Origin of the sequence: Arenimonas composti TR7-09 = DSM 18010, from assembly GCF_000426365.1 — a bacterium.
Classification (GTDB): domain Bacteria; phylum Pseudomonadota; class Gammaproteobacteria; order Xanthomonadales; family Xanthomonadaceae; genus Arenimonas; species Arenimonas composti.
The window spans coordinates 116,429-133,612 of the sequence record NZ_AUFF01000006.1 but is presented as its reverse complement, the minus strand read 5'-3'; the positions used below and the strand labels follow the sequence as shown (position 1 = coordinate 133,612).

Genomic DNA, 17,184 nt, shown 5'->3' with positions numbered 1-17,184 from the left:
AATGCCGACGCGCCCCGCTTCACTCGAGGTCGCGGAAGTCCGCCGCCTCGGCGCTGTCCGGCATGAAGTTCCCGCCCGCCTGCCGTGTCAGCCGGTACTCGAGTTCCTGGTAGTAGGTCTGGCCTGCCTCGACGGTCGGCAGGAAGGTCGCCGGCTCGGGGTCGGCCGAGACCTGCATGCCGCGGAGGAACTCGCCGCAGCCGGTACTGAACTCGCTGCCGGTGGCGAACATCACGCGGTAGGTGCCATCGGGCAGGTCCTCGATCGTGCCGGTCTCGCCGGCACGCACGTAGAAGGCGATCGCCGTGCGGCCGTCCTGGCGCAGCTTCACGACGGCGTCCTCGCTACCGGCAGTGACGCGCACCGTGTGCTGGCCGAAGCCGACGCGGCGGCTGAGTTCGTCGCCGCTGCCGGGGCGCGCACCGACGCTGGCGCGGCAGGCATCGACGCGCTCGCTTTCCGCGCGTTCGGCGGCCAGGCTCTCGGCGGCGCGACGCGCGCGTTCCTCGGCGTAGGCGGCGCGCTCCTCGGCCGACGGTGCGAACAGCCAGCCGAGCACGACCAGGCCGAGCACCAGCGCGATCAACAGGCCGAGCAGGATCAGCGCCGCCTTCAGGCAGCCGGACATGCCGGTTTTCGGCGGCGGCGGACGCCCGCCCGGCGGTCCGCCGGGTGCCGGCGGCGGCGTCACGTGACGGGGCCGCAGCGGCGGCGGGCCGGGCGATGACGGCGTGGGCGGTGGCGCCTCGCCGCTCTTCAGCTTGCCGAGTCCCTTGAAGCCCCTGTCCTCGTCGTCGCCGGCCATGCGTCGGCCTCCCGTTCGTCAGTCCCCGAAGATGCGGCCCAGGCGGTTCGCCTTGCCTTCCCAGATGCGGTCCACCGCGAAGTCGAGCACGTGCGCGTTGAGCGTCTCGCGGAAGGTGAAGTCCGCCCTGAAGTCGGGCGCGGTGGCGCCGCTGAAGCCCAGCACGCCGTTGTGGGTGCCCTTCTTCATGTCGTTCCAGGCGAAGAAGCGGCGTTCGTCGGCGCGGAACATGCGCTTGTGCACGAGCACGATGCCGTCGTCGCGGATCTCGTGGCCGCCGATCCACACGGACCGGCCCGCCTGCCAGACGGCGAGCATGCGCAGCAGGATCGGCACGCAGATCGCCCGCCAGGCGCGCGGCACCAGCTCGCGGTGCTGGGCCTCGTTCGCCAGCGTCAGGTCGGTGATGCCGGCCTTCGATCCCCAGCGGAAGTAGTGATTGGTGCCGGTGTGCACGCCGTTGGTGATCAGCCGCACGGCGCCCCAGGTGACGCCCTCGATCTCGGCGAGCGGGGTCATGCGGCCCTTGTATTCGATGCCCTCCGGGGAGATGCGGAAGTGGTCCTTGAAGATCAGCCCGAAGCTCGTTTCCCAGGTGACCTCGGCGGCGAACTTCGCCTTCTCGCGCTCGGCCTCCTCGGCCTGGGCGATCCGCCGCTGTTCGATGTCGTGCAGCGCCCGCACGTCGTCGGCGACGACCTCGCTGACCGCGGCGACTTCCGCGAAATGCTTCTCCAGCGTGGCGCTGAGCAGCTTCGCGTCCTCGAGATAGTCGTGCTGGTTGAACAGATGGACCGCCAATCCGCGCGCGGCGAAGGCGACCCGCCGGCTCTCCTCGTGGTCGAGACCGGCGACCTGGCGGCAACGCTGGATCGGCTGCGCGATGCGGTCCCAGTCGACGATCGCCGCGGCGATGCCGCGCACCGCGCTGTCGACCGGGAACTTCGCGTCGGCGGCGGCCTTCGTCTCCTCGACCATGGCGAGGATGCGCGTGGCCTCGGCTGCGAGATGCTCGCCGGCATGCAGCTCGTAGCCGGCGAGCAGTTCGCCGACCAGGCGCGGCGCCGCGCGGCGGCCGCCGTCGCTGCCCATTTCGATCAGCTGTTCGTAGGTCGCCACCATTTCGGCGCTCGTCAGCCGGTCGAGCAGGCCGGTGAGCACTCGCTGGAAGTGGCGCACGCGTTCGGCGAGTTCGGCCTCGACCGCGGCGGCATCGGCGACCGCGGGAAAGCCGGCGACCTGACGGTCCTCGTTGATCGCCGTCAGCACCGCGGCCGGATCGATGCGCTCGACCTGTTCGGCGACACGCAGGATGGCGTCGCGCAGCCAGCCGGCGTCGAGGCGGTCGCGGCCGGCGAGCTGGGCGAGTTCGAGGTTCGCCGCGGCGAGCGGCGGCAATCCGGCGACGCCGCCATGGCGACCGGTATCGCGGACCGCCTGCAGCGCGGCGCCGACCCGCGCCGGGGCGACGCCGGGGAACCAGGCGACTTCGGCGGCGAGCCGGTTGCGCGGATTGATCAGCACGTTGCGCGCGTTCGCGGCCACCTCGGCGTCGCCGTGCAGCGACAGCTCCTCCGCCAGTTCGAGCAGGCGCGACTTGCGGTCGCGCGGGCTGGCGCCGAGGACATGGAAGGGGTTGGCGAAGGCGTCCATCAGACGAAGCCGATCCGCCGCGGCTTCTTCTCGCCGCCGCCGCCGCCGCGGGCCGGGGCGGCGGCGAGGGCGGCCTCGAACTGCGCCATCGTCACCCGCTCCAGGCCGGCGCGGGCAGCGCGGCGGCAGGCGTCCTTGACGATGTAGCCGAAGTCGGACAGCGGCCGCCCGGCGAGCGCGCTGGCCAGCGCTTCCTGGTCGACGCCGTCGCAGGGGATCTGCGCCAGCCTCGCCGCCAGCAGCGCCTGGAGCTCCTGGCGCGAGGGCATGCCGACGTCGAGGATGTGGTCGAATCGCCCGCGCCGCACGACCGCCGGATCGAGGCTGGCGAGGCGGTTCGTCATGCCGATCACCAGCACGCGGTTTTCCGCCGCCTTCGGGATGCCGCGCAGGAACTCGGCGACCTCCTCGACCCGGTGCTGGTTGCCGCCGGATCCGGCGTCGTCGCGGGCGGCGAGGAAGGCGTCGATCTCGTCGATCACGACGACCGAAGGCGCGACCTCCGCGGCCTTCGCGAACACCTCGGCGATCTTGCGCCCGGTCTCGTGGATGTACGGGCTGCCGATGCTGCCGGAATCGATCGGGAACGCCGGCCAGTCGAGGTAGTCGACCAGCGCCTCGACCGCGAACGTCTTGCCGCAGCCCGGCGGCCCGTGCAGCAGGATCGCGCCGGGGAAGGTGATGCCGAGCGCCCTGTAGCGCGCCTCGTGGCGCACGAGGTCGACCACGTGTTCGTTGAAGAAGTCCTCCAGGTGCGGCCGCCCCGGCAGCCGGAACGGCTCCGCCGGCAGCGTGCCGGGTTCGCGCGCCGGCTCGCCGGTTGCGACCGCCTCCTCGCCGCCGGCGGCTTCGGCGTGTTCCTGCGGCACCAGCGCGCCGGCGGCCAGCTGCGCCGCCAGCGCCTGCAGCGCGTCGGCGCCCAGCCACGGCACCAGCGCGGTCATCCGCCGCGACGGCCCGAGTCGCAGCGCGACGCCGCCGCTGGTCCAGAAACCGGCGACCAGGGCGTCGTCGACGTGCGCATTCGGCGAATAGTCCGGCAGCAGCCGCGACAGCCGCTCGACGTAGACCGCGTCGTCGAAGGCGGCGCGGCAGCCGGTCGCCCGGCTGGCGAGGATCGCCGCGACCAGCGCCTGCACCTCCGCGGCGCTGCGCGGGACCGCACCGGCGTCGACCGGCTCGAGCCGGTAGTCGCGACCGCCCTCGACCAGCACCAGCGCCAACCGGCCGAAGTCGAAGCGGTGCAGCTGGCCTTCGACGAGCAGGCCGTCGGCGAGCCAGCGTTGCGCGAGGTCGGCCATCGCCACCAGCACGCGGCCGCCGCCGCCGGCCTCGTAGAGCTGCCACTGCTCGCCGGCGGCGACGCGGTGGCCGACTGCGACGTCGGCACGCGGCCGGAACCCGTTCGGCAGCCAGCGGTCGGCGACCATCTCAGGCCACCACGATGTTGGCGCCGGCGTCGGCGGCGTCGAGGTCGCCGCTGCGGATCCGCCGCATCTCGAGCAGGTTCACGACCTCGCGCAGCGTCGCCATGTCGTCGGCGCGGGCGGCGGCGGCGCCGCGTGCGCACAGCGCCCGGTACTCGCCCTGGTCGAGGAACAGGTGCGGCGCGTCCTGCAGCCAGCGGAAGCGTCCGAGCACGAACGAGTCCTGCCGCCACAGCACTTCCCAGTTGCGTCCGCGCATCTCCTCCAGGTAGTTCTCGAAGGCGGCGTCGTTGAGCTCGATCGCGCGCTGGGCGCTGCGCACCGCGTTGTCGAACTGGCTCTGCTCGCTCGGCCGCGCGTGCTCCCGCACGTGCCGCTCGAAGAAGGCGACGCAGCCGTCGAGTTCCATCTTCCGGATCGCCTTCAGGTGCCGGCTGCGCACGCCGGCGAGCAGGCGCTTGGCCTCGTGCACGCGGTCCATCGCCTGCTTGGCCTTCTCGGGGTCGGTCTCGTCGGCCGGCAGCGCCAGCGCCTCGTCGAGCTTGCCGCGCGCCTGCTGCAGGAGCGGGTCGTCGACCTTCGCGGCGATCGCGTCGAGGCGCTCCTGCTGGCGCTCCGCCTCGTCGGCGACCAGGCGGCCGGCGGCCGAATAGTCGACGTGCGCCTCCACCGCCGAATAGAAGCTGTGCCCGGAGCGGAAGGTGCCGCCGACCGAGGGCACCGACACCTCCATGGCGATGTTGCCGGAGTCGGCGATCTCGTAGTCGCACAGCAGTTCCGCGCCCTGGGCGATGACCCCGGACTCGAAATCCTGGCCGGTGATCTTCAACACGCCGATGAAGCGGTTGTCGCCGACCGGGGAGACGATCTCGCCCTCCCACAGCTTGAACTGCAGGCTGGCCTGCGAGCCGGCCCGCACCGACTCGGCGGCGTGGAAGCGCAGCTGGCCCTTCTTCGGCAGCGGGTCACCGGCGCGCACCAGCCAGGTCAGCTGCGGGCGGCCGCCGAGGCGGTCGAGCGCCTCGACCCCGAGCGAATGCGAGGCCGGGATCGAATCCACCGCCGCCGCGGTGCGGGCGATCGTGATGCGGTCCGCGGCCAGTTCCACCGGCATGCCGGCGGCGTCGAACACGAACATCTTGAAATGGTTGTCGCCGGGCCTGGCCAGACTCAGCTCGACGGTGGCGCCGTCGCGCAGCGGCTGCCGGCCGGAACTCCAGCCGGTCTCGAGGCTGTCGACCTGGAATTCCGCGCCGGCCGGCAACGCGCCGCCGGCCTTCACCAGCAGCTTCGAACGCGGGTCCGGCGTGCGCGCGATGTAGCTGAAGCTCAACGCCAGCGCGCCACCGCCGTCGACGCTGCCGCGCGCCGCCTTGCGTCCGCGCCGCGCCGACGACCAGTCGACCGATTCGGCGAACACCGCCGCGCCCTCGGCGACGGCGGTCATCGGATCGACGTCCAGGGCACCGGCGATGCCGAGCTCGAACGCGACCTTGTCGCGCACGGTGCGGTACTGGGTCGGGCCGCCGACGAAGACGATGCGGTCGACGTCGGGCGGATTCAGCCCGACCCCGGCCATCGTCTCGCGCACGGCCGCGATCGAGTCGCGCAGCTTGCCCTCGATCAGCGCGTCCAGTTCGCCGGTCGTCAGTGGCACCTCGACGTAGAGGTCGGCGCCGTTCGCGTCCTGCAGCCGCACTTCCGCCTCCGACAGGCTCACTGCCGCCTCGCCGCGCGTCGCCAGCTCGATCTTCGCGCGTTCGGCGGCGTGGTCGATCACGGCGAACAGCGTCCGGTAGGCGGGATCGGCGACGGCGTTCTCCGGCAAGGCGAAGGTCCGCTCCAGCCACGGCCGCACGAGGTTCTGGCTGATCAGGCGGTCCCAGTCGCGGCCGCCGCACATCTCGATGCCGCCGTGCGCGAGCAGGCTGACGCGGCCGTCGATGCCCTCGGCGATGGCGACGTCGAGGGTGCCGCCGCCGAGGTCGTAGACGATGAACACGCCGTTGCCGGCGCGCGCGCGCATCACGCTCATCACCGCCGCCACCGGCTCCTGCATCAGCGCCACCGCGCCGATGCCGGCGAGTTCGGCGGCGCGCAGGGTGGCGTCCTTCTGCATCTGGTTGAACGCCGCCGGCACCGTGATCACGGTGCCCTGCACCTGCTCGCGCACCTCCGCCGGCAGGTAACCGAACAGCGTCCGCAGGATCTCGGCCGAACATTCCTCGGGCGTCAGCGGCGCCTCCAGGCCGGCGATGCGGATCGGCGTGCTGGTGCCCATCAGCCGCTTGAACAGCACCGCCGCGCGGTCCCGGTCGCGCGCGGCCATGTCGTAGGCGCGGCGGCCGACGTAGCGGGCGCGGCGGTCGTAGTAGATCGCCGACGGCGTGACGTCGTTCTGCTCAGGGCTCTTCCACAGCCGCAGCTCGGCGCCGTCGTAGGTGCAGATCGCGCTGTTGGTGGTGCCGAGGTCGATGCCGGCGTAGACGGCGCTCATGGCGAAGCCCCCTGCGGTCGAGGTTGCAGCAGCATCGTGCCCATGCGCAGCACGCCCTCGCGTCCCATCACGATCGGCTCGAGCATCTGTGCGACCACCAGTGGCGTGTCGGCGTCGAAGTCGGCGAGGTTCAACGGCGTCGCCGCCTGTCCGGGCTCGAAGACCTGGCCCTCGATCGACACCAGCCGCGCGCCGGCGGCCTCGAGCGTCGCGTCGATCCGCCGCAGCAGGAACCGCGCCTGGTTGACGTAGCGCCCCTGCTCGCCGGCATCGAGCCGCGCGACCACTCGCTCGAACAGGCGCGCGAGCTTCCACGCGTCGACGGCAAGGTCGACGACGGCCGGCGTGACGGCGGCGGGCGGTTGCGTCATCCCCTGTCTCCCTTGGGCGGATCGTGCGCCGGCTCCGGCGTGCCGGCAAGCCTGCCCTGAGTAACGAGGGGAGAGTAACGAGTAACGAGTGACCGCCCGCGCCTTCGGCGCGAGTGGGGAGCGCGCTCGGCGTTTCGCGCGCAGCGCGAGCCCTCACTCGTTACTCGTTACTCTCCACTCGTTTCTCGCTCTTCCCCGACCGGTATGAGCAGCGAAAACACCGTATGGCCGGGCCGCGAGCGCCAGCCCAGCGAACCGCCGTGTTCGCGCGCGACCTGCTGCGCCAGGCTCAGCCCGAGGCCGCTGCCTTCGGGGCGGCCGGACACCAGCGGCAGGAAAATGCGCTCGGCCAGTTCCTCGGGCACCCCGCGGCCGTCGTCGACGATCTCGACGCGCACGGCCAGCCGGTGGGCGACATCACCGATCAGCACGTGATGTTCGGCGCGGGTGCGCAGCTGCACGGTGCCGGCGCCGGATTCCAGCGCATTGCGCACCAGGTTCCACAAAGCCTGGGTCAGGCGGTCGGCGTCGCCGGCGAATTCGGGCAGCGAGGGATCGAAGTCGCGCACCAGCTTCACCGACCAGCCCGCCTCCGCCTCGGCGAGCTTGCGCACGCGCTCGAGCGCCGCGTGGATGTTCATCGCCGCGAAGGCGCGCGGCGGCGCCGGGTTCAGCAGGCGCTCGACCAGGGTCGCGAGGCGGTCGATCTCCGATTCCATCAGCGCGACCAGCTCGCGGGCCTCGTCGCCGTCGATCCGGCGCGCGAGCAGCTGGGCGGCGCCCTTCAGGCCGGCGAGCGGATTGCGCACCTCGTGCGCCAGCCCCTTCAAGGCCGCCGAGAGCGCCGCCGGCAGCGCGGTCGCCGGATCCTCGCCGGGGAATTCCTCGGCCGGATGCGCTTCCAGGCGCAGGCCGCCGTCCTCCTCGCGCGCCAGCCAGAGGTCGGCGAACCGCTCGTCGCCGCCGGGGAACTGCAGGCGGCCGCGGCGCACCCGCAACGATTCCCCGCCGGCCGGCAGCCGGGCCAGCACGTCGGCGAGGCGGTCGCCTTCGGCGTCGAGTTCGCCGAGCGCCATGCCACCGAGGCGACGGGCGCTGACCCCCAGCCAGCTGGCGAAGGCGGGATTGCAGGTGAGCAGGCGGGCATCGGCGTCGAGCCGGGCGATCGGCGTGCTGAGCAGGTCGAGGGGGTCGGGCGCGGACATGCCGCGATCCTAGGCGACCGCGACGGCGAAAGCTTCGGCGGACTCCGCGGGGGCACGCGGAGCCCGCCGGGTCGGACTCAATCCCCCCGCCGCTCGCGGAGACCGGCGCGCAGGAACTCGAACCAGGCCGGGTCTTCGCGCCAGACAGGGGAAGGCGTCGGGAGGCAGAAGGTCCACGGCGCCAGCAGCGGCGCATCCATGCGCGACAACCCGGCCTGCACCCGGCCGCTGCCGACGGACGCCGCCAAGGGCGGGACGGGGTCGTCGTGGGCGCAGGGGTCGTCGAAGGTCACGGGCGGTCTCCGGAAGGGCGGAGACGGGGTGCAGGATCGGTGCCACCGACCGCACCCTTGCGCATCAATGACTTGCGCACGACGTGAAGACGTAACGGCTCGCGATCTGCGAATCCGACTCGCGTTCTGCCAGTCCCAGCCCACCCCCACTTCCTATTTCTTATTTCTATTTCTTATTTCTTGTTTTTCGTTTCTTGTTTCCTGCTTCCTACCCCCACCCCCCTCCCACACCCGGAAGCTCGAGCAAGAACACCGCCCCACCCCCCTCCCGCGGCGCATAGCGCAGCTCACCGCCCATCGTGCGGGCGCGCTGGCGGGCCAGGGCCAGGCCGAGGCCGGTGGCGGTCTCGCCGCCGGTCGGGGCCGCCGACAGCGGCTGGAAGCGACGGAACAGGCGCGGCCGGTCCGCTTCGGCGACGCCGGGGCCGCGGTCGAGCACGCGCAGCAGCGCGCGATCGCCGGCGTCGCCGCCACGTTCGAGTTCGACCTCGACCTCGCTGCCGGGCGGCGCGTACTTCAGCGCGTTCGACAGCAGGTTGCCGAGCACGTGCGCGAAGGCCTCGGGCTGCACGCGCAGGCGCAGGCTGCGGTCGAGCCGCGGCACGAGGCGCATCCGCTTGCTGGCCGCGTGCGCCGCGTGCGCGACGACCTTCAGGCGGTAGTAGAGGTCGGCGCGGAAGCTGCCCTCGGCGACCATCGCCGCGAGGTCGGGCGGACGTCGGCGCGGCGGGTGGTCGGGTCGCCGACGCGCTCGTATTCGCGGTCCTCGATGAAGCGCAGCAGCTTGGCCTGCAGCGACAGCGGCAGTTCGCCGATCTCGTCGAGGAACAGGCTGCCGCCGTCGGCGGCGCCGACCCGGCCGGGCGTACTCGCGGCGGCGCCGGTGAAGGCGCCGCGGGCGTGGCCGAACAGCTCGCTCTCGAGCAGGTCCGGCGGCAGCGCCGGGCAGTTCACCGTCGCCAGCGGCGCCGCCGCGCGCCGGCTCCAGGCATGGATCGAACGCGCGAGCAGGCCCTTGCCGGTGCCGCTTTCACCGAGCAGCAGCACATTGGCATCGGTGGCGGCGACCCGGCGCGCGGCGTCGAGCAGCGCGGCCATCGCCGGCTCGACGCTGTCGATCGCCGGTTGTTCGTCGTCGCGTTCGGCCTCGAGCGTGGCGATGCGGTCGAGCAGGCGCCGCGCCTCCAGCTGGCGCGCGACCGCCAGCTGCAGCTGCGCCGGCGGACAGGGCTTGATCAGGTAGTCGTCGACACCGGCGGCGAGCGCGGCGACCGCGTCCTCGACCACCGCATGCGCGGTCAGCATCACCACCCGCAACCGTGGCGCCAGTTCGCGCAGGCGCGGCAGGGCGCTCAGGCCGGAATCGAGGCCGAGGCCGCGATCGAGCAGGCAGACGTCGAACGGCAGGCTGGCCGCCTTCGCCAGGCCTTCGCCCAGGCTGTCGGCGACGGTGACGCGGTGGCCGGCGGCCTCGAGGGCGCGGCGGAGGTTGTCGAGCAGGTCCCGGTCATCGTCGATGGCCAGGATCCGGCCGGCGACGGGTCGGGGGACGGACACGGCGGCTCCGTTGGCGCGTGGGGCGACAGGATCGGCCGCCCCGCGCAGCCCGTCAACGCGGCTTACTCTCCCGGCGGCACCAGGCCGGCGAGCTCGACGACGAACGGCGTGTCGTTCCCGGACCGCCACTTCGGCACGAGGCTGGCGGTGCCGGTCGCGGGATCGAAGGCGACCGGATGCCCGGGCACGCCCGCCGCGGCGGCAGCGGCGGCCGGCGCGAGGCGACCGTCGGCGACGGCCTGCGCCGCCAGCAGCAGGCGCAGCTTCGCGGCGTGGTCGACGCCGACGGCGGCCATCACGTCGATCGCCGGCATCGCGATTGCCAGCAGGCTGCAGTCGATGTAGGCGGCCAGGCATTCGGTGCTGCCGACCGCCGGCGTCGGCACCATCCGCGCGACTTCGCCGGCCAGCGCGCGGGTGTCGGCGTCGTCGGCGCAGAACGGCGCCATCGCGCGGGCGTTCCAGGCATTACGCACCGCGCTGTCGGTCAACAACTGGCGGGCGAGGACCCGGTCCGGTCGCCAGCTGCCGTGCCGGCCCCAGGCGTTCGTGAGGTTCTGCCCCATCCGGAACTCGCCCTTCATCGCCAGGCAGATGCCGGCCTCGGCGGCGTCGACCTCGGCGATCGCTTCCGCGCAGCTTTCGGGCAGCGCCGGCCGCGGATGCGCACGGCGCAGGTCGAGCAGCAGGGCCGCGGCGCCTTCCGCGGCCGACTGCGCGACCCGCTTGTCGATGATGCCGCGGGCACTGCGGTCGAAGCGGCGGGCGGCCGCCAGCAGGTCGCAGGTCTGCGCATAAGCCTCGTCGATCCGTCCGTCGGCGGCCGCCAGCGCCGCGTCGGTCACCGGCAGGCGCAGCAGCGACCAGGACGGCACCGGCGTCGACCAGGTCGGCAGGTAGGGATTGCTCATGTGCGCCGCGGCGAGTACGCGCCGCATCGCGTCCAGCCGCTTCGCCTCTTCCTGCAGGCCGGCGCGCGCGGCGTCCGGGTCGGCGGCGACCTGCGCCAGGCAGCCCTGGCCACCGAGGCCACAGAAGCGTGCATCGTTCGGCGCCAGCACCGGTCGACGCGGCCAGCCGCGGTCGGCGAACGGCTCGAATCCGCCGGGCTCGGGACCGCCGTCCTCGACATGCGCCTGCAGGGCGCCGACGGATCCGGAATACCAGTCGGCGAACCGCGCCACGTCGGCGGCCAGCGCGGCTTCGGCGCCGGCGGCATCGAGATCGCCGGTCTCGTAATCGGCCAGCATCAGCGCCGCATAGCCGTTCTCCCCGGGCGGCACCGGCGTGTCTTCCGACATCCGCGTCAGTGCCGCGTAGGCGTGTTCGTCGAGCACCTGCCAGCGCAGCGCGGCGACACCCATCCAGGCCAGCGCCAGCAGTACGAGGATGATGACCAGCACGCGCAGCAGGATGCGGCCGAGAGTTTTCATGTTTCCCCCCTGGTATCGGCCAGAGCCTAGGGGTGGCGGGCGTATCGGGCAACGGCGTGCGGGGCGTCGTGCGCCGCGGCGGCACGAGAAAAACGGGGACGGCCCGGGGGTGCCGGGCCGTCGGTGGGGCGGGGATCGCGCCTGAGATCGCGCCTGAAGGCGCTCCTACGGTCGGGGGGTGGGGGGGGGCGGGTCAGATGGCGTAGTACATGGCGTATTCGAGCGGGTGGGTGGCGGCGCGGAACTTCGTCACCTCCTGCATCTTCAGCGCGATGTAGCCGTCGATGAAGTCGTCGCTCATGACGCCGCCGGCCTTCAGGAACTCGCGGTCCTTGTCGAGGGCTTCCAGGGACTGGTCGAGGCTGTGGCAGACGGTCGGGATGTTCTTCTCCTCTTCCGGCGGCAGGTCGTACAGGTCCTTGTCGCTCGGGGCACCCGGATCGATCTTGTTCTTGATGCCGTCGAGGCCGGCCATCAGCAGCGCGGTGAAGGTCAGGTAGCCGGACTGCATCGGGTCGGGGAAGCGGATCTCGATGCGGCGCGCCTTCGGGTTCGACACGTAGGGGATGCGGCAGCTCGCCGAGCGATTGCGCGCCGAGTAGGCCAGCATCACCGGCGCCTCGAAGCCCGGCACCAGGCGCTTGTACGAATTCGTCGTCGAGTTGGCGAATGCGTTGATCGCGCGGGCGTGCCTGAAGATGCCGCCGATGTACCACAGCGCCGTCTGGCTCAGGCCGCCGTAGCCGTCACCGGAGAACAGGTTCACGCCGCCCTTGGCCAGCGACTGGTGCACGTGCATGCCGCTGCCGTTGTCGCCGACGAGCGGCTTCGGCATGAAGGTCGCGGTCTTGCCGTTGCGGTGGGCGACGTTCTTGACGATGTACTTCAGCGTCAGCAGCTCGTCGGCCTTCTTGACCAGCGAATTGAACTTGACGCCGATCTCGCACTGGCCGGCATTGGCGACCTCGTGGTGGTGCACCTCGACCTCGATGCCGGCGGCCGCGAGCAGCTTGCACATCTCGGCGCGGATGTCGTGCAGCGAGTCGACCGGCGCGACCGGGAAATAGCCGCCCTTCAGGCCCGGGCGGTAGCCGGTGTTGCCGCCGTTGTATTCCTTCTTGCTGTTCCAGTGCGCTTCCTCGGAATCGACCTCGAAGAAGGTGCTGCCCTGCTCGTTGTTCCAGCGCACGGAATCGAAGATGAAGAACTCGGGCTCCGGACCGAAGAAGGCCTGGTCGGCGATGCCCGACGCCTTCAGGAAGGCCTCGGCGCGCTTGGCGATGCCGCGCGGGTCGCGGGCGTAGCCCTGCATCGTCGCCGGGTCGAGGATGTCACAGGTCAGGATCAGGGTCGGATCGGCGGTGAACGGATCGACGACCGCGGTGTCCGGATCCGGCAGCAGGACCATGTCGGACTCGTTGATGCCCTTCCAGCCGGAGATCGACGAGCCGTCGAACATCTTGCCGTCCTCGAACAGGGCGGGCTCGATGATCGACACCGGGAAGGTCACGTGGTGCTGCACGCCGCGGATGTCGGCGAAGCGCAGGTCCACGAACTCGATGTTGTTGTCCTTGATCAGCTTCTCGATGTGCTCGTACGACATGGCAGGAAACTCCGGCGGAGGTTGGGGGACGTCGGGTTTCTGCAAGGGGCGTGCCAGCGGGAACGATGCCGTAAGTCCTTGATTATTCGTTCGGTCGGTTCGGGGAATCCCCTTTCTTGGGAGGTCTTATCCCTTTTTTGGGGATTCTCAGAAGGCAAGTAGGGGATAGGAAGTAGCAAGTAGCAAGCAAGGGGATGGCGGGGGCTTGGGTGTCGCGCAGCGGCTATCCTTCACGGCTCCCGGGCGACCACGGATTCCCCTTGAACGACCTGCTCTCCGCCCTCCTGCTGGGCATCCTCGAAGGCCTCACCGAATTCCTGCCGATCTCGAGCACCGGGCATCTGCTGATCGCCCAGCACTGGCTCGGTGCCCGCTCGGACCTGTTCAACATCGCGATCCAGGCCGGCGCGATCCTCGCGGTCACCACCGTCTACCGGCGGCGCATCTGGGGGCTGAGCACGGGCCTGTTCTCCGATCCGGTCGCACGCGACTACGCGTTCAAGATCGCCGGTGCCTTCCTGGTCACCGCGTTCGTCGGCCTGCCGGTGCGCCTGCTCGGCTGGGAGTTGCCGGAAACGGTGACGCCGATCGCCTGGGCGCTGGTGATCGGCGGCGTGGCGATGCTGGTCGCAGAGCGCTTCGCCGACCGCAGCACGCCGTCGGAGGACATCACTTGGAAGATCGCGATCGCGGTCGGCCTGGCGCAGGTCGTCGCCGGCGTGTTCCCCGGCACCTCGCGCTCGGCGGCGGCGATCTTCGCGGCCCTGGCCTTCGGCCTGAACCGCAAACCGGCGGCGGCGGAATTCGTGTTCCTGGTCGGCATCCCGACGATGTTCGCGGCGACCGGCTACGCGGTGCTGGAAGCGGTGCTCGACGGCAATGCGGCCGGCGAGGACTGGGCCGGCCTGCTGCTCGCCTTCGTCGCCGCCGCGATCACCGGCGTGATCACCGTGCGCTGGCTGCTGAAGTGGATCTCGACCCATTCGTTCGCGCCGTTCGCCTGGTACCGGATCGGGCTCGGGGCGGCGTTGTTGTTCGGGTTGCCGGCGGGAGCGTGAGGCGAGGAACGAGGGGAGAGTAACGAGTAACGAGTGACGGCTCGCGTTCCGCGAAGAGCGGAACGCGGCACTCGGAACTCCACTCGTTTCAGACCGGACTGCCGCGCTGCCGCGCGAGTTGGGAGTAGTGTCGAGCGCCACGCCCTTCGCGCGCAGCGCGGGCATTCACTCGTTACTCTCCACTCGTTACTGGAAAAACCGGGGCGAAAGCCCCGGTTTTTCAGTCCGGGTAGCCGAGCCGCGCCGCCACCGGCGCGAGCACGCCGAAGGCGTCGGCGTAGGCCTCGCGGTAGTGCTTCCAGTGGCCGGGCAGGAAGCGGGCGCCGGGGCCGAACAGGGCGCCGAGCGGTTCCGGCAGTTCGAGCAGCTTCTCCAGCGCCTGCTCGGCCTTGCCGGCGTCGCGGTCCATGCGGATCAGGTGCACGGCGCCCGGGTGCAGGTCGCGGAAGTCGGCGAGGGCCTCGAGGCTCGCGGCCAGCCATTCGGCCGAGCGCACGAGCTGGTTCGAGAACAGGTAGCCCTGGATGCTGCCGTGGACCATCCAGTTCAGCAGCAGGTCGCGCGGGTCGCCGAGCAGGGCGACGACGCGGGCACCCTGCAGTGCCTGCAGGGTGTAGCCGTCGACGAACGGCAGCCAGTCGATGACGGTCGCCGGGTCCTGGCCGATGGTTTCGAGGCCGGCGCGCCAGCGCTCGGCGCTGCCGGCCTGCGGGTGGCCGACCGGCGGGCGTTCGCGGCCGAAGCCGTCGCCGAGGCTCGGGTCGTCGATGCGTTCCAGGCGCAGGCGCTTCTGCAGCATCCGCTTCATCGCGCGCAGCACGAATTCGGCGCGCAGGCCCGGCGGCGAGAACAGCAGGGTGCCGGCGCCCTCGCCGGCCGGCGCGGCCTCGGCCGGCAGCGGCGGCGGCGGCAGCAGCTGGTCGGGCATCGGCACGGTGATCATTTCGCGCCAGCGCGCGGCGGCCTCGTCGTAGCGGCCGAGCGAATCGAGGGCGGCGCCGGCCCAGCCGAGGAAGCTGCGGCGCTCTTCCGGCACGGTCACGTCCGGCAGCAGGGCGTCGACCCGCTTCACCGCCGCCGCCGGATCCTCGCGCAGCTCGTGGCCGAGGATCACGCCGAGGCTGGCCTGCAGGCGGGGGTTCTGCGCCAGCGCGCGTTCGGCATAGGCGACGGCCAGCACCGACTCGCCGAGGGCCTGGTGGAAGCCGGCGAGCATGTCGAGCACGTTCGGGCTGTCCGGGCTGGCGTCCTGCCAGCGGTCGAGGATCGGCTTGGGATCCTCGCCGAGCATGCCGCTGATGTTCAGGCGCGCGCGCCACAGCTCGTCGACCTGCGGCGCAGCCGCCAGCGCGGCTTCGACGATCGCGACCGCCTGCTCGCGGCGGCCGCTGCGCGCCAGGTGGCTGCTGGCCAGCAGCACGCTGCGCGGATGGTCGGGACGCAGCGCCAGCAGATGCAGCTGGTCGGCGAGCGCCAGTTCGGCGTCGCCGGCGTCGAGGTGGATCTCCGCGCGCAGCTGGCGCGCGGCGAGGTCGTCGGGGGTCAGTGTCAGCAGCTCGTCCAGCGCCTCCAGGGTCTCCTTCGCCTTGCCCTGGCGGCGCCGCGCCTCGGCCAGCGCGCGCAGGGTGGCCGGCGCCCGCGAGGTGTCGAGGTTCAGCGCGTTCACCAGTGCCTGCTCGGCGAACGGCCACATGCCGCGGGCGAGGTAGGCGTTGCCGATCGCCAGCTGGGCGGCGGCGAGGTTCGGCGCCACGTTCAGCGCGGCGGTGAAGGTCTTCAGGGCGCCCTCGAGGTCGCCGCCGGCCTGCTGCACATAGCCTTCGGCGACCAGCACCTGCGGATGTTCCGGGTCGACGCGCTGGGCCAGGCGCAGGTTGCGCGCGGCCTCGTCGCGGTCGCCGCGGGCCAGCGCCAGGTGCACCAGCATCACGTAGGCGCCGAGCTGGTTCGGATCCAGCGCCAGCGCCTCGTGCAGCCGGCGGGTGGCGCCGCTGCGGTCGCCTTCGGCGAGCAGCACGTTGGCGAGGCCGAAATAGGTTTCGGCGCGGTCCGGCGCGAGTTCCAGCGCCTGTTCGTAGGCGCGCCTGGCGCCGGCGCGGTCGCCGGCCTGCTGCAGGGTCACGCCGAGCAGGTGGTGGGCGGCGCCGTTGCCGGGTTCGGCAGCGGCGAAGGAACGGGCGGTCGACAGCGCGGCGGCGATGTCGCCCCGACGCAGGGCGTCGGTGATCTCGGCGAGCATGGGAGGGGTCTTCAGGCTGGAGCGGAATCGCCGATTGTAGCCCGCCCGGCCTCCCCGGCCGCCGCGTCCAGGCGCTCGGCGACCCAGCGCTCGGACCAGCCGCGCAGGTCGACGCTCTCGATGAAGCCGCAGTGGCCACCGAAGGCGGCGATCTGCAGGCTCGAATGCGGCGGCAGCTGCAGCTGCTGGAAGGCGTCGACCGGGATCACCGGGTCGTCGGCCGCCGCCAGCACGCTGACCGGCACCTGCAGGGCGGCGAGCCGGCCGCCGGCGATGCTGTAGGCGTCGAAGTATTCCTCGATGCCCGCCAGGCTCGTGTGCCGCTGCACCAGCCAGTGGGTGAGGCTGCGCATGTCCATCGCCAGCACCTCGTCGCCGAAGTCGTGCAGGTCGGGGAACAGCGCGCGCTTGCGCAGCAGCGATCGCCGCCACTTGCGCATGAAGTACCAGTTGTAGAGCGGGAAGCCGGTTTCCAGCGCGTGCAGCACGCCGGCCGGATCGATCGCCGGGCAGACCGCGGCGGCGTGCTGCAGCGGAATGCCGGCCTTCGGTGCCTGCAGCGCGACCCGCAGCGCGAAGTTGCCGCCGAGCGAATACCCGGCCAGCAGCAGCGGCCGCGGCGGGAAGCGCCGCGCGATCTCCGCGACCGCCTGCACGACTTCGGTCAGGCGGCCGGAATTGAACATCTCGCGGTTCAGGTGATGGGTGTCGCCGTGGTCGCGGAAGTTCAGCCGGAACACGTCGAAGCCGCGGCCGAGCAGCTGCGCCGCGGTATGGCGCATGTAGCCGGATTCGGCGCTGCCTTCCCAGCCGTGCAGCAACACCGCCAGGCCGCGCGGTTCGCGGCCGGGCAGGGTGGTATGGAAACCCTGCAGGCGGCCTTCCTCGACCTCGATCAGTTCCTCGCGGGTCACCGCGCCGAGGCGCTGCAGCAGCCGGCCGCCGCTGCGCCGGCGCAGCGAGGCCGAGCTCAGCAGCGACTGCAGGTGCGGATTGCGCAGCCAGCGCGGCGGGCGATAGTCGGCGGTGGTCATCGGGCGGGG

14 protein-coding genes are annotated in these 17,184 nt (G+C 71.9%); 1 reads left to right on the top strand and 13 read right to left on the bottom strand.

Annotated features, from left to right (window positions below; all coding sequences use genetic code 11):
* Positions 1-19: 19 nt before the first annotated feature.
* The 11 genes from K311_RS17740 to glnA all read right to left on the bottom strand — a co-directional run bounded on the left by K311_RS17740 (position 20) and on the right by glnA (position 12,844).
* Positions 20-805: a hypothetical protein gene (locus tag K311_RS17740; protein ID WP_026817167.1), complete on the bottom strand. Its 786-nt coding sequence runs from the start codon at positions 803-805 to the stop codon at positions 20-22.
* Between the two features lie 18 nt (positions 806-823).
* Positions 824-2,458, bottom strand: coding sequence for a hypothetical protein (locus K311_RS16355; protein WP_043797234.1), 1,635 nt, complete (start codon positions 2,456-2,458; stop codon positions 824-826).
* A complete protein-coding gene (locus tag K311_RS0109810) occupies positions 2,458-3,888 on the bottom strand; it encodes an AAA family ATPase (protein WP_026817166.1) in 1,431 nt (476 codons plus the stop codon). The genes K311_RS16355 and K311_RS0109810 overlap by 1 nt, the downstream gene beginning before the upstream one ends.
* Position 3,889: 1 nt before the next feature.
* A complete protein-coding gene (locus K311_RS0109805; RefSeq protein ID WP_026817165.1) occupies positions 3,890-6,382 on the bottom strand; it encodes an Hsp70 family protein in 2,493 nt (830 codons plus the stop codon).
* Positions 6,379-6,753, bottom strand: coding sequence for a hypothetical protein (locus K311_RS0109800; protein WP_026817164.1), 375 nt, complete (start codon positions 6,751-6,753; stop codon positions 6,379-6,381). The genes K311_RS0109805 and K311_RS0109800 overlap by 4 nt, the downstream gene beginning before the upstream one ends.
* A 167-nt stretch (positions 6,754-6,920) precedes the next feature.
* A complete protein-coding gene (locus tag K311_RS0109795) occupies positions 6,921-7,958 on the bottom strand; it encodes a two-component system sensor histidine kinase NtrB (protein ID WP_026817163.1) in 1,038 nt (345 codons plus the stop codon).
* Positions 7,959-8,035: 77 nt separating this feature from the next.
* A complete protein-coding gene (locus K311_RS0109790) occupies positions 8,036-8,251 on the bottom strand; it encodes a hypothetical protein (protein ID WP_026817162.1) in 216 nt (71 codons plus the stop codon).
* Between the two features lie 208 nt (positions 8,252-8,459).
* A complete protein-coding gene (locus tag K311_RS18845) occupies positions 8,460-8,948 on the bottom strand; it encodes a sensor histidine kinase (RefSeq protein WP_051239902.1) in 489 nt (162 codons plus the stop codon).
* Positions 8,903-9,808: a sigma-54-dependent transcriptional regulator gene (locus K311_RS16350; RefSeq protein ID WP_051239900.1), complete on the bottom strand. Its 906-nt coding sequence runs from the start codon at positions 9,806-9,808 to the stop codon at positions 8,903-8,905. The genes K311_RS18845 and K311_RS16350 overlap by 46 nt, the downstream gene beginning before the upstream one ends.
* Before the next feature lie 62 nt (positions 9,809-9,870).
* The gene (locus K311_RS18840; protein WP_026817161.1) at positions 9,871-11,241 is read right to left on the bottom strand and encodes a hypothetical protein; all 1,371 of its coding nucleotides are present in this window, start codon (positions 11,239-11,241) and stop codon (positions 9,871-9,873) included.
* Between the two features lie 193 nt (positions 11,242-11,434).
* A complete protein-coding gene (glnA, locus tag K311_RS0109775; RefSeq protein ID WP_026817160.1) occupies positions 11,435-12,844 on the bottom strand; it encodes a type I glutamate--ammonia ligase in 1,410 nt (469 codons plus the stop codon).
* Positions 12,845-13,104: 260 nt separating this feature from the next.
* On the opposite strand from glnA, the gene K311_RS0109770 reads away from it, so the two are divergent.
* Entirely contained in the window at positions 13,105-13,902 is a 798-nt protein-coding gene (locus tag K311_RS0109770; protein ID WP_026817159.1) for an undecaprenyl-diphosphate phosphatase, read from the top strand.
* Between the two features lie 220 nt (positions 13,903-14,122).
* Here K311_RS0109770 and K311_RS0109765 read toward each other — a convergent pair whose 3' ends face one another.
* Both K311_RS0109765 and K311_RS16345 read right to left on the bottom strand, forming a co-directional pair.
* Entirely contained in the window at positions 14,123-16,141 is a 2,019-nt protein-coding gene (locus K311_RS0109765) for a tetratricopeptide repeat protein (protein WP_026817158.1), read from the bottom strand.
* A gap of 11 nt (positions 16,142-16,152) precedes the next feature.
* A complete protein-coding gene (locus tag K311_RS16345; protein WP_051239899.1) occupies positions 16,153-17,175 on the bottom strand; it encodes a YheT family hydrolase in 1,023 nt (340 codons plus the stop codon).
* Positions 17,176-17,184 lie beyond the last annotated feature (9 nt).